The sequence below is a fragment of the Aquabacterium sp. genome (assembly GCF_041915145.1).
Lineage (GTDB): Bacteria > Pseudomonadota > Gammaproteobacteria > Burkholderiales > Burkholderiaceae_C > Aquabacterium.
Map to the genome: position 1 here is coordinate 1 of NZ_JAYSBZ010000036.1, position 20,504 is coordinate 20,504.

At 63.1% G+C, this 20,504-nt stretch carries 15 protein-coding genes and 1 tRNA gene; 2 read left to right on the plus strand and 14 right to left on the minus strand.

All coding sequences use genetic code 11. From position 1 onward, the window contains the following. Positions 1-209 precede the first annotated feature (209 nt). From ACE3SS_RS08495 to ppa, 11 genes are all read right to left on the minus strand, one after another. A tRNA-Pro gene (locus ACE3SS_RS08495) sits at positions 210-286 on the minus strand. Positions 287-317: 31 nt separating this feature from the next. Then, complete coding sequence (locus ACE3SS_RS08500) at positions 318-770, minus strand: MerR family transcriptional regulator (RefSeq protein ID WP_374592883.1); 453 nt, start codon at positions 768-770, stop codon at positions 318-320. A gap of 34 nt (positions 771-804) precedes the next feature. Continuing rightward, a complete protein-coding gene (locus ACE3SS_RS08505) occupies positions 805-1,176 on the minus strand; it encodes an integration host factor subunit alpha (RefSeq protein WP_374592885.1) in 372 nt (123 codons plus the stop codon). A 64-nt stretch (positions 1,177-1,240) separates the two neighbouring features. Further along, the gene (pheT, locus tag ACE3SS_RS08510; protein WP_374592887.1) at positions 1,241-3,658 is read right to left on the minus strand and encodes a phenylalanine--tRNA ligase subunit beta; all 2,418 of its coding nucleotides are present in this window, start codon (positions 3,656-3,658) and stop codon (positions 1,241-1,243) included. A gap of 22 nt (positions 3,659-3,680) precedes the next feature. Next, the gene (pheS, locus tag ACE3SS_RS08515) at positions 3,681-4,721 is read right to left on the minus strand and encodes a phenylalanine--tRNA ligase subunit alpha (protein ID WP_374592889.1); all 1,041 of its coding nucleotides are present in this window, start codon (positions 4,719-4,721) and stop codon (positions 3,681-3,683) included. A 105-nt stretch (positions 4,722-4,826) separates the two neighbouring features. Continuing rightward, entirely contained in the window at positions 4,827-5,186 is a 360-nt protein-coding gene (gene rplT / locus ACE3SS_RS08520) for a 50S ribosomal protein L20 (RefSeq protein ID WP_374592891.1), read from the minus strand. A 25-nt stretch (positions 5,187-5,211) separates the two neighbouring features. Beyond that, a complete protein-coding gene (gene rpmI / locus ACE3SS_RS08525; RefSeq protein WP_374592893.1) occupies positions 5,212-5,415 on the minus strand; it encodes a 50S ribosomal protein L35 in 204 nt (67 codons plus the stop codon). Positions 5,416-5,533: 118 nt separating this feature from the next. Next, positions 5,534-6,070 (minus strand): translation initiation factor IF-3, encoded by a 537-nt coding sequence (gene infC, locus ACE3SS_RS08530; RefSeq protein WP_374592895.1) that lies wholly within the window; start codon positions 6,068-6,070, stop codon positions 5,534-5,536. Between the two features lie 100 nt (positions 6,071-6,170). After that, the gene (gene thrS / locus ACE3SS_RS08535) at positions 6,171-8,090 is read right to left on the minus strand and encodes a threonine--tRNA ligase (protein WP_374592897.1); all 1,920 of its coding nucleotides are present in this window, start codon (positions 8,088-8,090) and stop codon (positions 6,171-6,173) included. Between the two features lie 391 nt (positions 8,091-8,481). Beyond that, on the minus strand, positions 8,482-9,798 hold the full coding sequence (aceA, locus tag ACE3SS_RS08540) for an isocitrate lyase (RefSeq protein ID WP_374592899.1): 1,317 nt from the start codon (positions 9,796-9,798) through the stop codon (positions 8,482-8,484). A gap of 333 nt (positions 9,799-10,131) precedes the next feature. Then, complete coding sequence (ppa, locus tag ACE3SS_RS08545; protein WP_374592901.1) at positions 10,132-10,674, minus strand: inorganic diphosphatase; 543 nt, start codon at positions 10,672-10,674, stop codon at positions 10,132-10,134. Between the two features lie 244 nt (positions 10,675-10,918). Between ppa and ACE3SS_RS08550 the strand changes: the two genes are divergently transcribed. Further along, on the plus strand, positions 10,919-13,057 hold the full coding sequence (locus ACE3SS_RS08550) for a sodium-translocating pyrophosphatase (protein ID WP_374592903.1): 2,139 nt from the start codon (positions 10,919-10,921) through the stop codon (positions 13,055-13,057). A gap of 142 nt (positions 13,058-13,199) precedes the next feature. Further along, positions 13,200-14,462, plus strand: a complete 1,263-nt coding sequence (locus ACE3SS_RS08555; RefSeq protein WP_374592905.1) for a glycerophosphodiester phosphodiesterase family protein — start codon at positions 13,200-13,202, stop codon at positions 14,460-14,462. A 30-nt stretch (positions 14,463-14,492) separates the two neighbouring features. On the opposite strand, the gene lpdA is transcribed toward ACE3SS_RS08555, so the two are convergent. From lpdA to aceE, 3 genes are read right to left on the minus strand one after another with little or no spacing between them, the layout of a single operon-like run. Continuing rightward, positions 14,493-16,328, minus strand: coding sequence for a dihydrolipoyl dehydrogenase (gene lpdA, locus ACE3SS_RS08560; RefSeq protein WP_374592907.1), 1,836 nt, complete (start codon positions 16,326-16,328; stop codon positions 14,493-14,495). Between the two features lie 18 nt (positions 16,329-16,346). After that, a complete protein-coding gene (gene aceF, locus ACE3SS_RS08565; RefSeq protein ID WP_374592909.1) occupies positions 16,347-17,666 on the minus strand; it encodes a dihydrolipoyllysine-residue acetyltransferase in 1,320 nt (439 codons plus the stop codon). Positions 17,667-17,704: 38 nt separating this feature from the next. Further along, positions 17,705-20,422 (minus strand): pyruvate dehydrogenase (acetyl-transferring), homodimeric type, encoded by a 2,718-nt coding sequence (gene aceE / locus ACE3SS_RS08570; RefSeq protein WP_374592911.1) that lies wholly within the window; start codon positions 20,420-20,422, stop codon positions 17,705-17,707. Positions 20,423-20,504 lie beyond the last annotated feature (82 nt).

A 20,504-nucleotide genomic window follows, 5' to 3' on the forward strand; every position in this document is an offset into this window, starting at 1 on the left:
CCTCGGCCTGCCGGAGGAAACCAATGATCTGTTCCTCGGTGAATCTGCTCTTCTTCATGTCCATCATTCTCCTGGTTGATGGACTTCCTCTCCATTACGCTGGTACGGCTGGGAGGGGGCAGGTCAGATTTATTGGATTTCCGGGTGATTTTCGGGGCCCAGAAAGCAGAAAGCCCGGTATCTTTCGATACCGGGCTTCGGCTGTTTTTTGGTCGGGGCGGCGGGATTCGAACTCGCGACCCCTTGCACCCCATGCAAGTGCGCTACCAGGCTGCGCTACGCCCCGACTGAAGCTAACATTCTAACCCGAAAATCAATTAGTTGGCGAGCAACTGGCGAATAGACAACAATTCTTCGCGAAGCTGGTCAGTGCTGACCTTGTCTCTCAAAAAAGTTGTCACGGAATTCGCTACGACCACACGGTCTACAGTCAAGACCGCCGCTTTTTGACCCTCACCGGCCTCCGCTTCGACGTCGGAGGAATGGAATTCCGGCGACTCGATATGCTCCTTGCCCACAGACTCAGCCAGCCGGTTGCGAGCACCGCTGATCGTGAAACCCTGGTCGTAGAGCAACTCGCGAATGCGACGAATCAACAGCACCTCATGGTGCTGGTAATACCGACGATTACCCCGGCGCTTCATGGGCTTGAGTTGAACGAACTCTTGCTCCCAATAGCGAAGCACATAGGGTTTGACGCCACAAAGATCGCTCACCTCACCGATAGTGAAGTAGCGTTTGGCAGGAATGGATGGAAGCGCGTTCTCCATTGGAAATCAATGAGATCGGCAAGGGATTTCGACTTTACTCGAAGTCTTCAGAAGCCGGTATGTCACCTTGCACCAATCCTTTGAGTTTGTGACTTGCATGGAATGTCACCACCTGACGCGCATTGATCGGAATGGCCTCGCCCGTGCGCGGATTGCGCCCTGGACGCGGCGCCTTGCGACGAATCTGGAAGTTCCCATAGCCCGATAGCTTGACGTCCTTGCCCTGCACCAGGCTGCCGTGAATAAGTTCAAAGAAGGATTCGACCATGTCCTTGGACTCGCGCTTGTTCAAGCCGAGGCGCTCAAACAAAAGATCGGCAAGCTCGGCCTTGGTGAGCGTCGGCGTCTCGAGAGACGGCAGGATGATGCCGTCCGCCAAAACGTCGTCGTGATCTTGCGAGGTCATGCTGAGCCCTTGATCGAATTGACGAAATACTTTGTACTGGTGCAGCGCAACTTGCCCGATTTACTCAACCACGCTGACGCGCACCCAGCTGACTCTGCAGAGTCTGAAGTACCGCTTGAACGGCGGCGTCGATGCGGTCGTCGGTAAGCGTGGTTTCATCATCCAACAGTTCCAGCCGCACCGCCAGGCTGCGCTGCTGCGCCCCAATATCACCTGCTGGCACCTTGGGCTTATAGATGTCGAACAGTCGAGCTTGTCGCACCAGCCCCTGGGTCGGTGCCGCAGTGATCGCCTCGACGACAGCTTCGTGGCTGACTTGGTCATCGACGATCACGGCAATGTCGCGCCACACCGACTGCTGCCTCGGCAGTCCGGCAAACGCCGGCACCGCGCGGGTCGTCAATGCGGTAGCGTCCAACTCGAACAGCACAGGCGCCGCCGGCAACTCGTAGCCTTGCCGCCAACGCGGGTGGAGTTCGCCGACGAAACCGACGGCCACCCCATCGATCTCGACACGTGCGCTGCGCCCCGGGTGCAGCGCCGGATGCTCGGCGCGGACGAAGCGCGCCTGACGCGGCGCCAGCAAGGCTTCAATATCGCCCTTCACGTCGAAGAAGTCGACCGCTCGCTCGGCGCTGCCCCACTGCAAGTCGTCGGCCGCCCCGTAGGCCAGACCCGCAACCCGCAATGGCTGATGGAAGCCGGCCACGGTGCGATCCGTATCGGCGACCGATGCATCGCGCAAGAAAACCCGACCGAACTCGAACACGCGCACCCGGTTCGTCTTGCGGGCCAAGTTGTGGCGCAGCACCTGCACCAGGCCGCCCATCAGACTCGACCGCATCACGCTCAACGGGCTCGCGATGGGGTTGAGCAGACGAATCGGCTCGGCATTGCCGGCCAGCTCACGCTCCCAGCGCTCTTCAACGAAGCTGAAGTTGATCGTCTCCTGGTAGCCGCGGCTGGCCACGGCACGGCGAGCGGCGTACAAGCCACGCACCGCCTCCGGCCGCACACGCGGCTGCACCGGCGCCAGCGGCGGACGTGACGGCAACTTGTCAAAGCCGATCACGCGCACCACCTCTTCGATCAGATCCTCTTCGATCTGGATGTCGAAACGCCAGCTTGGCGGCGTGACTGTCAGGCGCCCGTCTTGCGCCACGCAAGGCAGGCCCAGGCGTGAGAACACTTCTTCGCACTGCTGCTGCGTCACCGGCATGCCGATCACGCGGGCCGCGCGCTCCAGGCGCAGCGTCACGGGTTTGGCCTGGGGTACGTTGACCTGCTGATCATCGATCGGGCCGGCTTCGCCGCCGCAGATGTCCACGATCAATTGCGTGACGCGCTCCAGGCGTGCCACGGTCTGCGCCGGGTCCACGCCACGCTCGAAACGGTGCGAGGCATCGGTCGAAAAATTGAAACGACGCGCACGCCCGGCAATGGCCTTGGGCCACCAGAACGCCACCTCGGCGTAGACGTTGCGGGTGTCGTCCGACACCGCCACGGCCTGACCGCCCATCACGCCAGCCAGCGATTCAACTTGCTGCACGTCGGCGATCACGCCAACCTGCTCATCGAGCGTCACGGTTTGGCCGTTGAGCAACTCGACTTGCTCGCCCGACTTGCCCCAGCGCACCTGCAGGCTGCCGTGGATTTTGTCCAGATCGAACACGTGCGACGGCTGACCCAACTCGAACATCACGTAGTTCGAGATGTCGACAAGCGCCGACACCGAACGCTGACCACAACGCTCCAGGCGCTGCACCATCCAGGCCGGCGTCCGGGCCTTGGGATTGACGTTGCGGATCACGCGGCCGCTGAATCGACCACACAGATCGGGCGCATCGACGCGCACCGCCAGCTTGTCATCCACCTTGGGCGCCACGGCCGCCGCCGCCGGTACGTTCAATGGTGTGCCGGTGAGGGCCGACACTTCCCGCGCCACGCCCAACAAGCTCAAGCAATGCGCCAGATTGGGCGTGAGCTTGAGCGTGAACAGCGTGTCGTCGAGTTGCAGGTAATCGCGCACGCTCGTGCCGATCGGCGCATCGTCCGCAAAGAGGTGCAGGCCCGATGATTCGGCAGGCAGGCCCAGCTCCTTGGCCGAGCACAGCATGCCCTGGCTTTCGACACCACGCAGCTTGCCCAGCTTGATCTTGAAGGGCTGACCGTTGTCGCCCGGCGGCAGCTCGGCGCCGACCAAGGCGCAAGGCACCTTGATACCGGGGCGCACATTCGGCGCGCCGCAAACGATCTGCAGCGTCGTGCCCGTGCCGGCGTTGACCTTGCAAACGTTGAGGCGATCGGCATCGGGGTGCTTGGCCACCTCCAACACTTCGGCGACGACGATATGGGTAAAGGCCGGCGCCACCGGGCGCAGTTCTTCGACCTCCAGCCCTGCCATCGTCAGCAGGTCGGCCAGTTGTTGCGTCGAAATCGGGGGGTTGCAGAACTCGCGCAACCAGGACTCGGGGAATTGCATCTCGGTTTCCTTCCCTCTTCTCTCAAACCTTGAATTGCGACAGGAAGCGGACGTCGCCGTCAAAGAATAGGCGCAAGTCGTTCACACCATAACGCAGCATGGTCAGGCGATCCGGCCCAAGGCCAAACGCGAAGCCGATGTAGCGTTCGGCGTCGAGCCCGAAGTTGCGCACCACGTTCGGGTGCACTTGCCCGGCACCGCCCACTTCCAACCAGCGGCCTTTCAAGGGGCCGCTCGCAAACGCGATATCAACCTCGGCAGACGGCTCGGTAAACGGGAAGAACGACGGGCGGAAGCGGATGTTCAGGTCATTCGTCTCGAAGAACGCCGCAAAGAAGTCGCCCAGCACCGACTTGAGGTCGGCAAAGCTCACGTTCTCGCCGATCCACAAGCCTTCGCATTGGTGAAACATCGGCGAGTGCGTCGCGTCGCTGTCCACGCGGTAGGTGCGCCCCGGGGCAATGACGCGAATCTCGGGAACGCGCTCGCCACGCGTTTCGCGCTCGGCATGACGCTTCACATGCTGCACGGCGTAGCGCACCTGCATCGGGCTGGTGTGGGTACGCAGCAGATGGCCGCCTTCGACGTAGAACGTATCGTGCATCGAGCGCGCCGGGTGATCGGCGGGCGTGTTCAACGCGGTGAAATTGAACCAGTCGGTCTCGATCTCGGGGCCGTCGGCCACGTCAAAACCCATCGAGCCAAAGATGGCTTCGATGCGTTCGATGCTCAGCGACACCGGGTGCAGGCCGCCTTCGCCACGACGGCGCCCCGGCAGGGTCACGTCCAGTGCCTCAGCCTTCAGTTGCTCCTGCAATTCGGCTTCCGCCAGCTCGCTGCGGCGAGCGTTGAGGGCGCCCTCAACCTGCTGCTTGATCTGGTTGATCGCGGCGCCACGGGCTTTCTTTTCTTCCGGCGTCAGCGCGGCCAAGCCTTTCAGCAACTCCGTCACACGCCCAGACTTGCCGATGAAGCGCGCCTTGGCATTTTCGAGATCGGCGGGCGTGAGCGCGGCGGCAAACTCGGCGCGCGCCTCGGTGACCAGAGGATCGAGATCGTTCATGTTTTCAACACATCAAAAAGAAAGGCCGCACGCGAAGTGACGGCCTTTCAAGAACCCGACTCAGCTAGCAATTAGCTTGGCCAGGTCAAAGATCACGCAAGCGGATCAAGCAGCGATCTGAGCCTTCACCTTGGCGACGATGCCGCTGAATGCAGCAGGGTCGTTCACGGCGAGGTCGGCCAGGACCTTGCGGTCCAGATCGATAGCAGCTTTCTTCAGACCAGCGATGAACTTGCTGTAGCTCAAGCCTTCTTGACGGCTGGCCGCATTGATACGCGCGATCCACAGGCGGCGGAACACGCGCTTCTTGTTGCGACGATCACGGTAGGCATATTGCCCAGCCTTCATGACCGCTTGCTTGGCAATGCGGAAGACGTTTTTGCGGCGGCCGCGGAAACCCTTGGCCAGAGCGAGAACCTTCTTGTGACGGGCACGAGCCGTTACACCACGTTTGACGCGAGACATGTTATTTCTCCTTCAACCGATGGGATCACAGACCAGCAAAGGGCAGCATCTGAGCGATGTGACCCATGTTGGTTTCGTGCACGGCAACGGCGCCACGCAGGTGGCGTTTGTTCTTCGTGGTCTTCTTGGTCAGGATGTGGCGCTTGAACGCCTGACCGCGCTTGACGGTACCACCCGGACGAACGCGAAAACGCTTTTTCGCGCTGCTCTTGGTCTTCATCTTGGGCATGACTGCTCCTTTTGTTAGCTGCACGAGGCGCCGCGAACCTGTTCGCGAACTTGATGGCCTGCGCACCACGGGTAACGAGCCGGCGACCAAACCGACCCACTCCATTCTGTTCAAACGATCACTTCTTCTTTTTCGGGGCCAACACCATGATCATCTGGCGACCCTCAAGCTTCGGCATGTTCTCGACGGTTGAGACATCAACCAAGTCGTCGCGCACGCGCTCCAGCAAACGCAAACCCAATTCCTGGTGGGTGATTTCACGGCCACGGAACCGCAACGTCACCTTGCCCTTGTCGCCTTCTTCCAGGAAGCGACGCAGATTGCGCAGCTTGATCTGGTAGTCGCCCTCGTCGGTACCGGGTCGGAATTTGACTTCCTTGACCTCGATGACCTTCTGCTTGAGTTTGGCGTCGTGGGCCTTCTTCTGCTCTTGATACTTGAATTTGCCGTAATCCATCAGGCGGCAAACCGGTGGGTCTGCTTGCGCTGCGATTTCGACCAGATCCACGTCGTACTCTGTAGACAGCCGCAGAGCCTCTTGGATGCTCACGATGCCCAAGGGCTCGTTTTCAGGTCCATTGAGACGAACCTCCAGGGCGGTGATTTCCCGGTTCAGTCGATGCTTACGCTCTGCGTTCGGCGTACGGCGGTCCATGAAAGTAGCGATGGTGGATGTCCTCCGGGGCTTTCGCCCTCAAACAATAAATACGCGCGCCATGAAGCAACTCGAAGGTTGGCGGAAACAGCTATCCGCATCACACCTTCTGGGCGATGTCACTAGCAATCCTTTGGGAGAAGGTGTCTAGGGCCATCACGCCGAGGTCAACATTGCCTCGGGCGCGCACCGCAACGGCCCCAGCGGCTTTCTCTTTATCACCAACGACCAAGAGATACGGAGCCTTTTGCAACGAATGCTCGCGGATTTTATACGTGATTTTCTCGTTGCGCAAATCGACTTCGGCCCTAACTCCTTGTTTTTGCAGAGATTTCGCTACTTCCTGGGCGTAGTCGGCCTGGGTATCAGTGATGTTGAGCACCACGACCTGCACCGGCGCCAGCCAAACTGGCAGAGCGCCGGCGTGCTGCTCGATCAGGATGCCGATGAAGCGCTCCAGTGAGCCCAGGATGGCGCGGTGCAGCATCACTGGGTGCTTGCGCTCGCTGGTGTCGTTCACATACTCGGCGCCCAGCCGTTCGGGCATCGAGAAATCGACCTGAATCGTGCCGCACTGCCAGTGGCGCCCCAACGCATCTTTCAGGGTGTATTCGATCTTCGGACCATAGAAAGCGCCATCGCCCGGAGCGATGGTGAATTCGCTGTTGGTGGCACGCAAGCTCTCCATCAACGCGTTCTCAGCCTTGTCCCAGACCTCGTCGGAGCCGATACGGTGCTCAGGACGGGTCGCGACCTTATAGATGATGTCGGTGAACCCAAAGTCCTGGTAGACCTTCTGCAGCAACGCCGTGAAGGCCACGCATTCCTGCAGGATCTGGTCTTCTGTGCAGAAGATGTGCCCATCGTCCTGCGTGAAGCCGCGCACACGCATGATGCCGTGCAGGCCACCCGACGGTTCGTTGCGGTGGCACTGACCAAATTCACCGTAGCGCACCGGCAGGTCGCGATAGCTCTTGATGCCCTGGTTGAAGATCAGGATGTGGCCGGGGCAATTCATCGGCTTGAGCGCGTAGTCGCGCTTTTCCGACTCGGTGGTGAACATGTTCTCGCGGTACTTGTCCCAGTGGCCGGTCTTTTCCCACAACGTGCGGTCGATGATCTGCGGACCCTTGACCTCTTTGTAGCCGTTGTCGCGGTAGATCTGGCGCATGTACTGCTCGACCGCCTGCCACACCGTCCAGCCCTTGGGGTGCCAGAACACCACGCCCGGTGCGTGATCGTCGATGTGGAAGAGATCCAGTTCGCGCCCCAGCTTGCGGTGGTCGCGCTTCTCGGCTTCTTCGAGACGGGTCAGATAGGCCTGCAGATCGTCCTTGCTGGTCCAGGCCGTGCCGTAGACGCGCTGCAGCTGCTCGTTGCGATGGTCTCCACGCCAATAGGCGCCCGCCATCTTCATCAGCTTGAAATGCTTGAGCTTGCCGGTGCTAGGCACGTGCGGACCACGGCAGAGATCAGTGAAGGCGCCTTCGCTGTAGAGCGACACGTCTTGATCCGCCGGAATGCTCTCGATGATTTCGGCCTTGTAGTGCTCGCCCAGCCCCTTGAAATAGGCGACAGCTTCATCGCGCGGCAGCACCTTGCGCTCAACCTTCTCGTCCTTCTTGGCGAGCTCGGCCATCTTCTTTTCGATGGCTTCGAGGTCTTCAGGCGTGAACGGGCGCTTGTAAGCGAAGTCGTAATAGAAGCCGTCTTCGATGGTCGGGCCGATGGTGACCTGAGCCTCCGGAAAGAGCTCCTTCACCGCGTAGGCCAGCAAGTGCGCCGTCGAGTGACGAATGATGTCGAGGCCGTCGGCGTCCTTCTCGGTGACGATGGCCAAGGGGGTATCTGCCTCGATGCGATAGCTGGTGTCCACCAGCTTGGCCGTCGCACCCTGCCCGACGCGCCCGGCCAGGGCCGCCTTGGCCAGACCGGCGCCAATCGACGCAGCCACCTCGGCCACGGTCACCGGGCCAGGAAACTCACGCTTGGAGCCATCGGGCAATTGAATCGAAATCATGTTGTTCAACCTGTGTGTTGGGAGCCAAGCCGACGCGCACACGCCGGACAAGAAAAAAGCGCGGTGGGCGCCGCGCTTTCTCAGGAATCAGGGTCAGAGATACGAAAGCAGCGGCCAGCCGACTAGACCTCGGGCGAGGTGAAGGGGGTGGTCGAAGTTCGCGGTGTCATAACCGTGGATGCCTTTCTCGCTCTTGTTGAGTACTGAAGCGTGCCATTGTATGAGGGGAACTTGACAGCGCCAAGACGCCTACCCCACAGAGCGCACACCGGGCCATACAAAAAAACAGGCCGCTTGTGGCGGCCTGTTTGGCTCTCGGTGATACCGGGAGTCTGGTTTGGGCCGGTTGAGGGCGAACGATGGTTCGCCCGCCGGCCCGATTGGGGTCCGATCAGTGGAACTGCTCTTCTTCGGTCGAGCCGGTCAGGGCCTTCACGGAGGACGAACCACCTTGGATCACGGTGGTCACGTCGTCGAAGTAACCAGCACCCACTTCTTGTTGGTGCGACACAAAGGTGTAACCCTTGTCGCGAGCAGCGAATTCGGGCTCTTGCACCATGTTGACGTAGTGCTTCATGCCTTCGCCGCGAGCGTACGAGTGCGCGAATTGGAAGGTGTTGTACCAGTTGACGTGGATACCAGCCAGGGTGATGAACTGGTACTTGTAGCCCAGCGCCGACAGGTCTTCCTGGAACGAAGCGATCTGCTTGTCGTCGAGGTTCTTCTTCCAGTTGAACGACGGCGAGCAGTTGTACGACAGCAGTTTGCCCGGGCAAGCTGCGTGCACGGCTTGAGCGAATTCGCGGGCAAAGCCGATATCGGGCACGCCGGTTTCGCACCACACCAAGTCAGCGTACGGAGCGTAAGCGACGCCACGGCTGATGGCTTGCTCGAGACCGTTCTTCACGCGGTAGAAACCTTCTTGGGTGCGCTCGCCGGTGACGAACGGCTTGTCGTTGTCGTCGCAGTCGCTGGTCAGCAGGTTGGCGGCTTCAGCGTCGGTACGGGCCAGAACGATGGTGGGCACGCCCATCACGTCGGCAGCGAAACGGGCGGCGATCAGCTTTTCAACGGCTTCGCGGGTCGGGACCAGCACCTTGCCACCCATGTGACCGCACTTCTTCACGGCGGCCAGTTGGTCTTCAAAGTGGACGCCTGCGGCACCGGCGGCGATCATGTTCTTCATCAGCTCGAAAGCGTTCAGCACGCCACCGAAACCGGCTTCAGCGTCAGCAACGATCGGCAGGAAGTAATCGATGAAACCTTCGTCGCCAGGGTTGACACCGCGGCCCCACTGGATTTCGTCGGCACGCTTGAACGTGTTGTTGATGCGGCGAACCATGGTCGGCACCGAGTCGTAGGCGTACAGCGACTGGTCGGGGTACATGGTTTCCGACGTGTTGCCGTCAGCGGCAACTTGCCAGCCCGACAGGTACACGGCTTCCAAGCCAGCCTTGGCTTGCTGCATGGCTTGACCAGCGGTGATGGCGCCGAAAGCGTTGACGTAGCCCTTCTTGGCGCCACCGTTGACCTTTTCCCACAGCTTTTCAGCGCCGCGCTGGGCCAGGGTGTACTCGGGCTGCAGGCTGCCGCGCAGACGCACGACATCAGCAGCGGAGTAGCCGCGCTTCACGAGCTTCCAACGGGGGTTTTCGGCCCAGTCTTTTTCCAGGGCGGCGATTTGCTGTTCGCGAGTGAGTTTCGTCATGACGATCTCCGGGGAGGGGTTGATAAAAGCGTGAAATTTTGAATGGTGATCGAAAAAAGCACCTTGTGCGACTTCGAACCAAGGACTTATATCTTATACAAGACTTGAAATCGCGTCACGTGAAATCAAGCACTTGGCGTCAAAAAACCTGTTGAGACCCCAACATCTTTTCACATCAAGAAATGTCATTCGTCGCTATCGAGAAGAAGCTTCCCACAATGCGACACATCTGATCCGCATACGAAAAAACCTGAGTCCAAAACGCGAAAGCCGCCCGGCCGGCGGGGGGCGGGGGGCGGCTTTCTACGCAGAACTGCTCGGCAAGAAAAGGCTTCAGCTCTTTTTGTGCGCCGACTGGTACGCGTTCATGCCGGACAGCACTTCTTGCTTGGCGGCATCCATGCCCTCCCAACCCGTCACCTTGACCCACTTGCCTGGCTCCAGGTCTTTGTAGTGCTCGAAGAAGTGCTGGATGCGCTTGAGCATCAGATCAGGCAGATCGTCGAGTTTCTGGATTTTCTCGTACATGGGCAGGATCTTTTCGGTCGGCACGGCCACGAGCTTGGAATCGCCACCGGCTTCGTCTTCCATCTTCAGCATGCCCAAGGGGCGGCACGGCACCACCACGCCCGGGATCAGCGGGAACGGCGTGACCACCAGCACGTCAACCGGGTCGCCATCGTCGGCAATGGTCTGCGGCACGTAGCCGTAGTTGCAGGGGTAGTGCATGGCCGTTCCCATGAAGCGATCGACGAACAGCGCGCCGGTTTCTTCATCGACTTCGTACTTGATCGGATCAGCGTTCATGGGGATCTCGATGATCACGTTGAACACGTCGGGCGCCTTGGCGCCGGGGGTCACGTTGTGCAGGCTCATGGTGAGTAAACGGGTAAGGATGTGGTGGAGACGAAAGACGCCGAGTTTAGCGTTGACCCTAGGTGAGACGAGTGATCCCGCGCATTGCCGATGTGACGCCCTTCACTTAGCATGCCCCGAGCGACCCGGCCTCACCGGCTTGTTTCAGAGGTGCGACCCCGTCGCGCTAGGCGGCGCGATGACCTGTATGGCGGTTGATCGCCCGCAGCGATGAGAGAACTTCAACCTTCGAAGGAGACCGCTGATGTTGTCGACCTCTGTGGCGCTGCAATTTGCGCTGGCCTGCGGTGTTGCCGCGGTGCTGTACGGGTTTGTGTCTCGAAGCTGGATCTTGCGGCAAGACGCGGGCAACACGCGCATGCAAGAAATCGCCGCGGCGATTCAGCAAGGCGCGGCGGCTTACCTGGCCCGGCAATACCGCACCATCGCCCTCGTGGGCGCCGTGCTTGCCGTGCTGATCGGCGTTTTCATCGGCTGGCCCACGGCCATTGCCTTCGTGGTCGGCGCGGTGCTGTCGGGCGCGTGCGGCTTCATCGGCATGAATGTTTCGGTGCGAGCCAATGTTCGCACCGCACAAGCCGCCACGGTAGGCATGAAAGAAGCGCTCAACGTGGCGTTCAAGGGCGGAGCCATCACCGGGATGCTGGTGGTGGGCCTGGGCATGCTGGGCGTGGCCGGTGCGTTCTGGCTGCTCACCCACGGGCTGAGCGAGCCGGACTCGACTGCGCTGTCCAAGGCCATCAAGCCGTTGATGGGGCTGGCGTTCGGCTCGTCGCTGATCTCGATCTTCGCGCGACTCGGCGGCGGCATCTTCACCAAGGGCGCTGACGTGGGAGCCGACCTGGTCGGCAAGGTCGAAGCCGGCATCCCCGAAGACGACCCGCGCAACCCCGCCGTGATCGCCGACAACGTGGGCGACAACGTGGGCGACTGCGCCGGCATGGCGGCCGACCTGTTCGAGACCTACGCCGTCACGCTGATCGCCACGATGGTGCTGGGCGCTCTGCTCATCACCCGCAACCCGCTCGAAGCCGCCATCTACCCCTTGGCGCTGGGCGGCTTCTCGATCATCAGCTCGATCATCGGCGTGGCCGCCGTGAAGGCCAAACCGGGCATGACCAACGTGATGCCGGCGCTGTATCGCGGCCTGATTGTCTCGGGCGTGATCTCGCTGATCGGCTTCCTGTTCATCACCTCGTCGGTCATGCCCGGCGACGCGATGGGCGACAACACCCACCTGCGGCTGTTCGGGGCGTCCGTCGTGGGGCTGGCGTTGACCGCCCTGCTCGTCTGGATCACCGAGTACTACACCGGCACGCAATATGCGCCGGTGCAGCACGTGGCGCAGGCATCGACCACCGGTCACGGCACCAACGTGATCGCCGGGCTGGGTGTGAGCATGCGTTCGACCGCCTGGCCGGTGCTGTTCGTGTGCGGTGCGATCTGGCTGGCCTACGGGCTGGCAGGCTTGTACGGCATTGCCATCGCGGCCACCTCCATGCTCAGCATGGCCGGCATCGTGGTGGCGCTCGATGCCTACGGCCCGATCACCGACAACGCCGGCGGCATTGCCGAGATGGCCGAGCTGCCCGACAGCGTGCGCGCCATCACCGACCCGCTCGACGCGGTGGGCAACACCACCAAGGCCGTCACCAAGGGCTACGCCATCGGTTCGGCTGGCCTGGCCGCGCTGGTGCTGTTTGCCGACTACACCCACGCGCTCGAATCGAGCGGCCAGAGCGTGAAGTTCGACCTGTCGAACCACATGGTGATCGTGGGTCTGTTCATCGGCGGACTGATCCCCTACCTGTTCGGCGCGATGGCGATGGAAGCCGTGGGCCGCGCCGCGGGCTCGGTGGTGGAGGAAGTGCGCCGCCAGTTCCGCGAAATCAAGGGGATCATGGAAGGCACGGCCAAGCCCGAATACGGCCGCGCCGTCGACATGCTCACCGGCGCCGCCATCAAAGAGATGATCGTGCCCTCGCTGCTGCCGGTCGTGGCACCGGTGGTCGTCGGCCTGCTGCTCGGCCCCGAGGCCCTGGGCGGACTGCTGATGGGCACCATCGTGACCGGGCTCTTCGTGGCGATCTCGATGTGCACCGGCGGTGGCGCGTGGGACAACGCCAAGAAGTACATCGAAGAGGGCCACCACGGCGGCAAGGGCAGCGACGCCCACAAAGCTGCGGTGACCGGCGACACCGTGGGCGACCCCTACAAGGACACCGCCGGCCCGGCCGTCAACCCGCTCATCAAGATCATCAACATCGTGGCGCTGCTGGTGGTGCCCCTGCTGCCGCACGCCACGGCGGCCGAACCGGAGCATGCCGCGCAGCAGCAGCCCCCAGCCGTGTCGGCCCCGGCCAGCCCAGCCAGCCAACCTTGATCGGCGCGGCGAGGCGGCGCCCCTGCCTCGCCCCGCGCCTCTGCCTCGGCACCCTGCCGAACGCACTAGGCGCGGGTCATGAAATTGAGGCCGTGTCTCCCAAGAATCGAGGCGGTTCATTCACCTCCCGAGGAGACACTCCATGCATGCTCGCTTTCAGTTCTTGGGCCTGACCGCCCTGTGCGCCGCCTCGGCGCTGTTTGCCACCCCCGCCCCGGCCCACGATCGCGACGACGACCACCGCCAGCATGATGGCCGCCGTTTCGACGCCCAAGTCGGTGTGCGCCCGTTCTACCTCGTCGAGGGCATGGACGACAGCGCGCTCAAGACCAAGCTGCAGCAGTGCGAGTCGGGCCCGTTCTACCGCAGCAAGTTCTCGGTGAGCCACCGCGGCGCGCCGCTCGAATTCCCTGAGCATTCGCATGAATCGTACGAAGCAGCCTACCGCATGGGCGCCGGCATCATCGAGTGCGACGTGACCTTCACGAAGGACGGCGAACTGGTCTGCCGCCACTCGGAGTGCGATCTGCACACCACCACCAACATCGTCAACACGCCGCTCAACAACGCCTGCACCGTGCCCTGGACGGCTGGCGGACCGGCCCCCAAGTGCTGCACCAGCGACATCACGCTGGCCGAGTACAAGACCCTGAAAGCCAAGATGGACGCCTCGGTGCCGAGCGCCACCACGGCGGCCGGTTACCTGGGCGGCACGCCCGCTTGGCGCACCGACCTCTACACCGGTCGCCCGGCTGGCAACGTGGTCACGCTCAAAGAGCACATCGAGATGATCAAGAAGTGGGGCACCGCCCAGACGCCTGAGCTCAAGGGCGGCGACGCCACCCGCATCCAGGCCATCTTCGGCGGCCAGGAGCAGTACGCCCAGAAAATGATCGACACCTACAAGGCTGCAGGCGTTGACCCGCGCAAGGTGTACGCCCAGTCGTTCAACATCGACGACATCCTCTACTGGATCAAGAACGAGCCGGCATTCGCCAAGAACGCCGTCTACCTCGACCCGATCGATCCGGCCAACGGCGTGCCGCGCATGAGCGTCGAGCGCCTGGCCGAGTTGAAGAAGGCCGGCGTGCAGATCATCTCGCCGTCGTACAACTACCTGCTCGACGTGGATGCCAACGGCAACATCGTGCCGTCGCAATATGCCAAGGACATCAAGGCCGCGGGATTCCGCATCATCACGTGGTCGTTCGAGCGCGTTGACCTGACCAAGGGTGCCGCCGGCAAGGGCAGCTACTACTCGTTCGACCCCACGGGCAAGGCCATCAAGAAGGATGCCGACATGTTCAAGGCGCTGGACGTGCTGGCCAAGCAAGTCCAAGTCGAAGGCATCTTCTCGGACTGGCCGGGCACCATCACCTACTACGCCAACTGCATGGGCCTGTGAGAGCCCTGATCGCGTCGCCGGGCTGAACGCTCAGCGACGCGGCGGCGGCAGGTCGGTGCACGAGCCGTGCGCCACCTCCGCCGCCAGCCCGATCAACTCGCCCAGGGTCGGATGCGGGTGGATGGTGCTGCCGATGTCCACCGCGTCGGCGCCCATCTCGATGGCCAGCGCCAGCTCGCCGATCATGTCGCCCGCATGCGTGCCGACAATGCCGCCGCCCACGATGCGGTGCGTGGTCTCGTCAAACAGCAGCGTGGTGAAGCCCTCGTCGCGGCCGTTCGCAATGGCGCGGCCTGAAGCCGCCCACGGAAACACCGCCTTCTTGACGCTGACGCCCTGCGTCTTGGCCTGCTCTTCGGTGAGCCCCACCCACGCCACTTCGGGGTCGGCGTAGGCCACGCCCGGAATCACCCGCGCATCGAAAGCCGCGCGCGCCAGAGCTGCGTCGCCCTTCAATTCGCCGGCGATCACTTCGGCCGCCACATGGCCTTCGTGCACGGCCTTGTGCGCCAGCATGGGCTGGCCGACGATGTCGCCGATGGCGAAGATGTGCGGCGCGCTGGTGCGCAGTTGCGCATCGACCGTGATGAAGCCGCGCTCGTTGACCGCCACGCCCGCCTTGTCGGCCCCGATCTTCTTGCCGTTGGGGCTGCGGCCCACCGCCTGCAGCACGAGGTCGTAGACCTGCGGCTGGTTCTTTACATGTTCGGGGGCGCCCTCGCCTTCGAATGTCACCTCGATGCCTGCCGGCGTGGCCTTGGCCGACACCGTCTTGGTCTTGAGCATGATGTTGTCGAAGCGCTTGGCGTTGTGCTTCTGCCAGACCTTGACCAGATCGCGGTCGGGGCCGGCCATCAGACCGTCGAGCATCTCGACCACATCGAGCCGCGCTCCCAGCGTCGAATAGACCGTGCCCATCTCGAGGCCGATGATGCCGCCGCCGATGATCAGCATGCGCTTCGGAATGGTGTGCAGCGCCAGCGCGCCGGTCGAATCGACCACGCGCGGGTCATCGGGCAGGAACGGCAGATGCACCGCCTGCGAGCCCGCCGCAATGATGGCGCGCTGGAAGCCGATGGTCTGCACCTGGCCGGTCTTGTCTTGCGCCGGGCCGGTGGTCTCTTCGACCTGCACGCGGTGGGCATCGATGAAGCTGCCGACGCCGCGCACCACCGTCACCTTGCGCGCCTTGGCCATGCCAGCCAGGCCGGTGGTGAGCTTGCGCACCACGCCCTGCTTGTGGGCGCGCAGGCCCGGCAGATCGATCTTGGGCGCGGCGAAGCTCACGCCGTAGTCGCCAAAGTGCTTGGTTTCGTCGATCACCGAGGCCACGTGCAGCAAGGCCTTGGACGGAATGCAGCCCACGTTCAGGCAGACGCCGCCCAGCTCGGTGTAGCGCTCGACGATCGCGACCTTCAGCCCCAGGTCGGCCGCGCGGAATGCCGCGCTGTAGCCACCCGGCCCGCCGCCGAGCACGAGCACGTCGAAGCTTTGATCGACAGGGCCAGCAGCGGCAGTCGGTACAGCAGCAAGCGCTGGAGCCGGGGCCGGGGCCGCAGCAACCGGTGCCGGTGATGCAGCAGGCGCGGGCGCAGGAGCTGCAGCCGGAGCCGCCGCTGTCGCGTCACCCGCAGCCTCCAGCATCAGGATCAGCGAGCCTTGCGACACCGTGTCGCCCAGCTTCACCTTCAGCTCTTTGACTACACCGGCTTGCGGCGCAGGGATCTCCATCGAGGCCTTGTCGGACTCGACCGTGATCAGACTCTGCTCGGCCTTGATCGTGTCGCCCGGCTTGACCAGGATCTCGATCACACCCACGTCTTTGACGTCGCCCAGATCGGGCACTTTCACTTCGATGAGGCTCATGGTGTCAGGTGAATGAGGTCACAGGGCCACGCGGCGGAAGTCCGCCAGCAACTGGCCCAGATAGGCGTTGAAGCGCGCGGCGGCCGCGCCGTCGATCACGCGGTGGTCGTAGCTGAGGCTGAGCGGCAGCGTCAGGCGCGGCTCGAAGGCCGTGCCGTTCCAGACCGGCTTCATCACCGAGCGGCACACGCCCAGGATCGCCACCTCAGGCGCGTTGATGATCGGCGTGAAGGTGGTGCCGCCGATGCCGCCCAGCGAGCTGATCGAGAAGCAGCCGCCCTGCATCTGCGCCGGGGTGAGCTTGCCGTCGCGCGCCAGCTTGGCGAGATCGGCACTCTCTTGCGCGAGTTCGAGGATGCCTTTCTTGTCGGCATCGCGGATCACCGGCACGACCAGGCCGTTGGGCGTGTCGGCCGCGAAGCCGATATTGAAGTACTGCTTGAGCACCAGCGCGTCGCCGTCGAGCGAGGCGTTGAAGGTCGGGAACTTCTTGAGCGCCGCGACCACCGCCTTGATCAGGAAGGCCAGCATCGTCACCTTGGTCGCGTCCTTGCCGCCTTCGGCGTTGAGCTTGACGCGGAAGGCTTCGAGCTCGGTGATGTCGGCTTCGTCGTTGTTGGTGACGTGCGGGATCAGCACCCAGTTGCGCGACAGGTTGGCGCCCGACAGCTTCTTGATGCGCGACAACGGCTGGCGCTCGATGGGGCCGAACTTGGTGAAGTCGATCTGCGGCCAGGGCAGCACCGACACCACGCCGTCGGGCAGCGGGCCCGACGCGGCGGACGATGCCGGCTTGGCGCCCGCCATCACGCCCTTGACGAATCCCTGCACGTCTTCTTGGGTGATGCGGCCCTTGAGCCCCGTGCCCGGCACCTGCGCCAAAGGCACGCCCAGCTCGCGGGCAAAGCGCCGCACCGAGGGCGACGCATGCGGCAGCGCGCCGCCCGCGGCAGCCGGTGCAGCCACTGCCGCAACGGGAGCACTGCTCGCCAAAGCCGGCACGGCCGGAGCGGGCGTTAAAGGGGGCACGGGCGTCGCGGATGCAGCTGGAGCCACGGGCGCCGGCGCCGCAGCAGGCTCAGCGGCAGCGACCGCCGCGCCCGCCGCTTCGATCAGCGCGATCACGCTGCCTTGCGACACCTTGTCGCCCAGCGCGACTTTCAATTCCTTGATCACCCCGCCTTGCGTGGCGGGCACTTCCATCGAGGCCTTGTCGGACTCGAGCGTGATCAGGCTTTGCTCGGCCTTGATCGTGTCGCCCGGCTTGACGAGAACCTCGATCACCGACACATCGTGCATGTCGCCGATGTCGGGCACTTTGAGTTCAACGGTTGCCATGATTTTTCAATTCGCTGGATGCGTGCTGTGCCTGAGCCTCAGGCGTCAAGCGGGTTGACCTTGTCGGCGCGGATGCCGTACTTGGCGATGGCTTCGGCCACCTTGGTCAGCGGCACCGTGCCCTCGTCAGCCAGGGCCTTGAGCGCCGCGACCACGATGTAGTGGCGGTTGATCTCGAAGTGCTCGCGCAGGCGGTAGCGGAAGTCGCTGCGACCGAAGCCGTCGGTACCCAGCACCTTGTAGCTGCGGCCCTTGGGGATGTAGGCGCGGATCTGCTCGGCGAAGGCCTTGACGTAGTCGGTCGAGGCGACCACCGGGCCGGCGTGCTTGGCGAGCTGTTGCGTCACGAAGGGCACGCGAGGCGTCTCGGTGGGGTGCAGCAGGTTCCAGCGCTCGGCGTCTTGCCCGTCGCGGCCCAGTTCGTTGAAGCTCGGGCAGCTCCACACGTTGGCGGCCACGCCCCAGTCGGCTTCGAGCAGCGCCTTGGCAGCGATGCTCTCGCGCAAGATCGAGCCGCAACCCAGCAGGTTGACGCGCGGGGTCATCTTCGCGCCTTCTTCGAGCAAGTACATGCCCTTGATGATCTCGGCCTCGGTACCAGCCTTCAAGCCCGGCTGGCAGTAGTTCTCGTTGAGCAGGGTCAGGTAGTAGAAAACGTTCTCTTGCTTCTCGACCATGCGCTTCAAGCCGTCTTGCATGATCACCGCCACTTCGTGCGCGAAGCTCGGGTCGTAGCTCAGGCAATTGGGGATGAGACTGGCCTGCACCTGACTGTGACCATCCTCGTGCTGCAGGCCTTCGCCGTTGAGCGTGGTGCGCCCCGACGTGCCGCCGAGCAAGAAGCCGCGCGCCTGCATGTCGCCCGCCGCCCAGGCCAGGTCGCCGACGCGCTGCAGCCCGAACATCGAGTAGTAGATGAAAAACGGCACCATGATGCGATTGTTGGTGGAGTACGACGTGGCCGCCGCCATCCACGAACTCATGCCGCCCGCCTCGTTGATGCCTTCTTGCAGGATCTGCCCGGCCGCATCTTCGCGGTAGTACATCACCTGATCTCGATCGACCGGCGTGTACTTCTGCCCCTCGGGCGCGTAGATGCCGATCTGGCGGAACAGCCCTTCCATGCCGAAGGTGCGGGCCTCGTCCACCAGGATGGGCACCAGGCGCGGGGCGAGCTTTTCGTCGCGCAGCAGCTGGGTCAGGAAGCGCACGAAGGCTTGCGTGGTCGAGATCTCGCGGCCCTCGGCGGTGGCTTCGAGAATCGCCTTGAACGTGTCGAGCGCAGGCACCGGCAGTTGCTCGTCGGCCTTGGTGCGACGGTGCGGCAGGTAGCCGCCCAGCGCCTTGCGTCGAGCGTGCAAATATTCCATCTCCGGCGTGTGATCGGCCGGCTTGTAGAACGGAATCTCGGGCAGCTTGTCGTCGGGGATGGGGATGTTGAAGCGGTCGCGGAAGGCCTTGATGTCGTCGTCGCCCAGCTTCTTGGCTTGGTGGGCGATGTTCTTGCCCTCGCCGGCCTTGCCCATGCCGAAGCCTTTGACGGTCTTGATCAGCAGCACCGTCGGCTGGCCTTTGTGGTTCACGGCGCGGTGATACGCCGCGTAAACCTTCTGCGGGTCGTGCCCGCCGCGCTGCAGACGCCAGATGTCGTCGTCGCTCATGTGGGCGACCATCTTGAGCGCCTCGGGGTGGCGGCCGAAGAAATGCTGTCGCACGAACGCGCCGTCGTTGGCCTTGCAAGCCTGGTAGTCGCCATCGACCATGTCCATCATGATCTTGCGCAGGATGCCCTGCTTGTCGCGCGCCAGCAGCGGGTCCCAATAGGCGCCCCACAGCAGCTTGATGACGTTCCAGCCCGCGCCGCGGAATTCGCCCTCGAGCTCCTGCACGATCTTGCCGTTGCCGCGCACCGGGCCATCGAGACGCTGCAGGTTGCAGTTGATGACGAAGATCAGGTTGTCGAGCTTTTCGCGCGCGGCCAGGCCGATGGCGCCCAGGCTCTCGGGCTCGTCCATCTCGCCGTCGCCGCAGAACACCCAAACCTTGCGGTTCGAGGTATCGGCGATGCCACGAGCGTGCAGGTATTTGAGAAAGCGCGCCTGGTAGATGGCCATCAGCGGCCCCAGCCCCATCGAAACGGTCGGGAACTGCCAGAACTCGGGCATCAGCTTGGGGTGCGGATAGCTCGACAGCCCCTTGCCGCCCACCTCCTGCCGGAAGTTGAGCAACTGCTCTTCGCTGATGCGCCCCTCAAGAAAGGCCCGCGCGTAGATGCCGGGCGCCGAGTGGCCCTGGATGTAGAGCAAGTCGCCACCATGCGTCTTTCCGCCATCCGCGCTCTCGGCATGCCAGAAGTGGTTGAAGCCGCAACCCAGCATGGTTGCCAGCGAAGCGAACGACGAGATGTGCCCGCCCAGGTCGCCGCCGTCGTCGGGGTTGAGCCGGTTGGCCTTGACCACCATCGCCATGGCGTTCCAGCGCATGAAGGCGCGCAGGCGCTCTTCCATCTCGATATCGCCGGGGGTGCGCGCTTCTTGGTCAGGAGGAATGGTGTTGACGTAGGCCGTGTTGGCCGAGAACGGCATGTCGATGCCGGCCTGGCGCGCCTCGTCGATGAGGTGTTCGAGCAGCACATGCGCGCGCTGCGGGCCCTCGGTCTGGATCACTGCGGCCAGCGCGTCCAGCCATTCTTGGGTTTCTTGCGGATCGGGATCGCCGGGGAATACGCTTTGCAAAGACTCCGGTTGTGCGGACATGTCTGTCTTCCTTCTTGAAGTGGAAACCCATGGGCCGCACTTGTGGCGCTGCTCAATGGACGGGTGCGGTCGATGTTCTCTG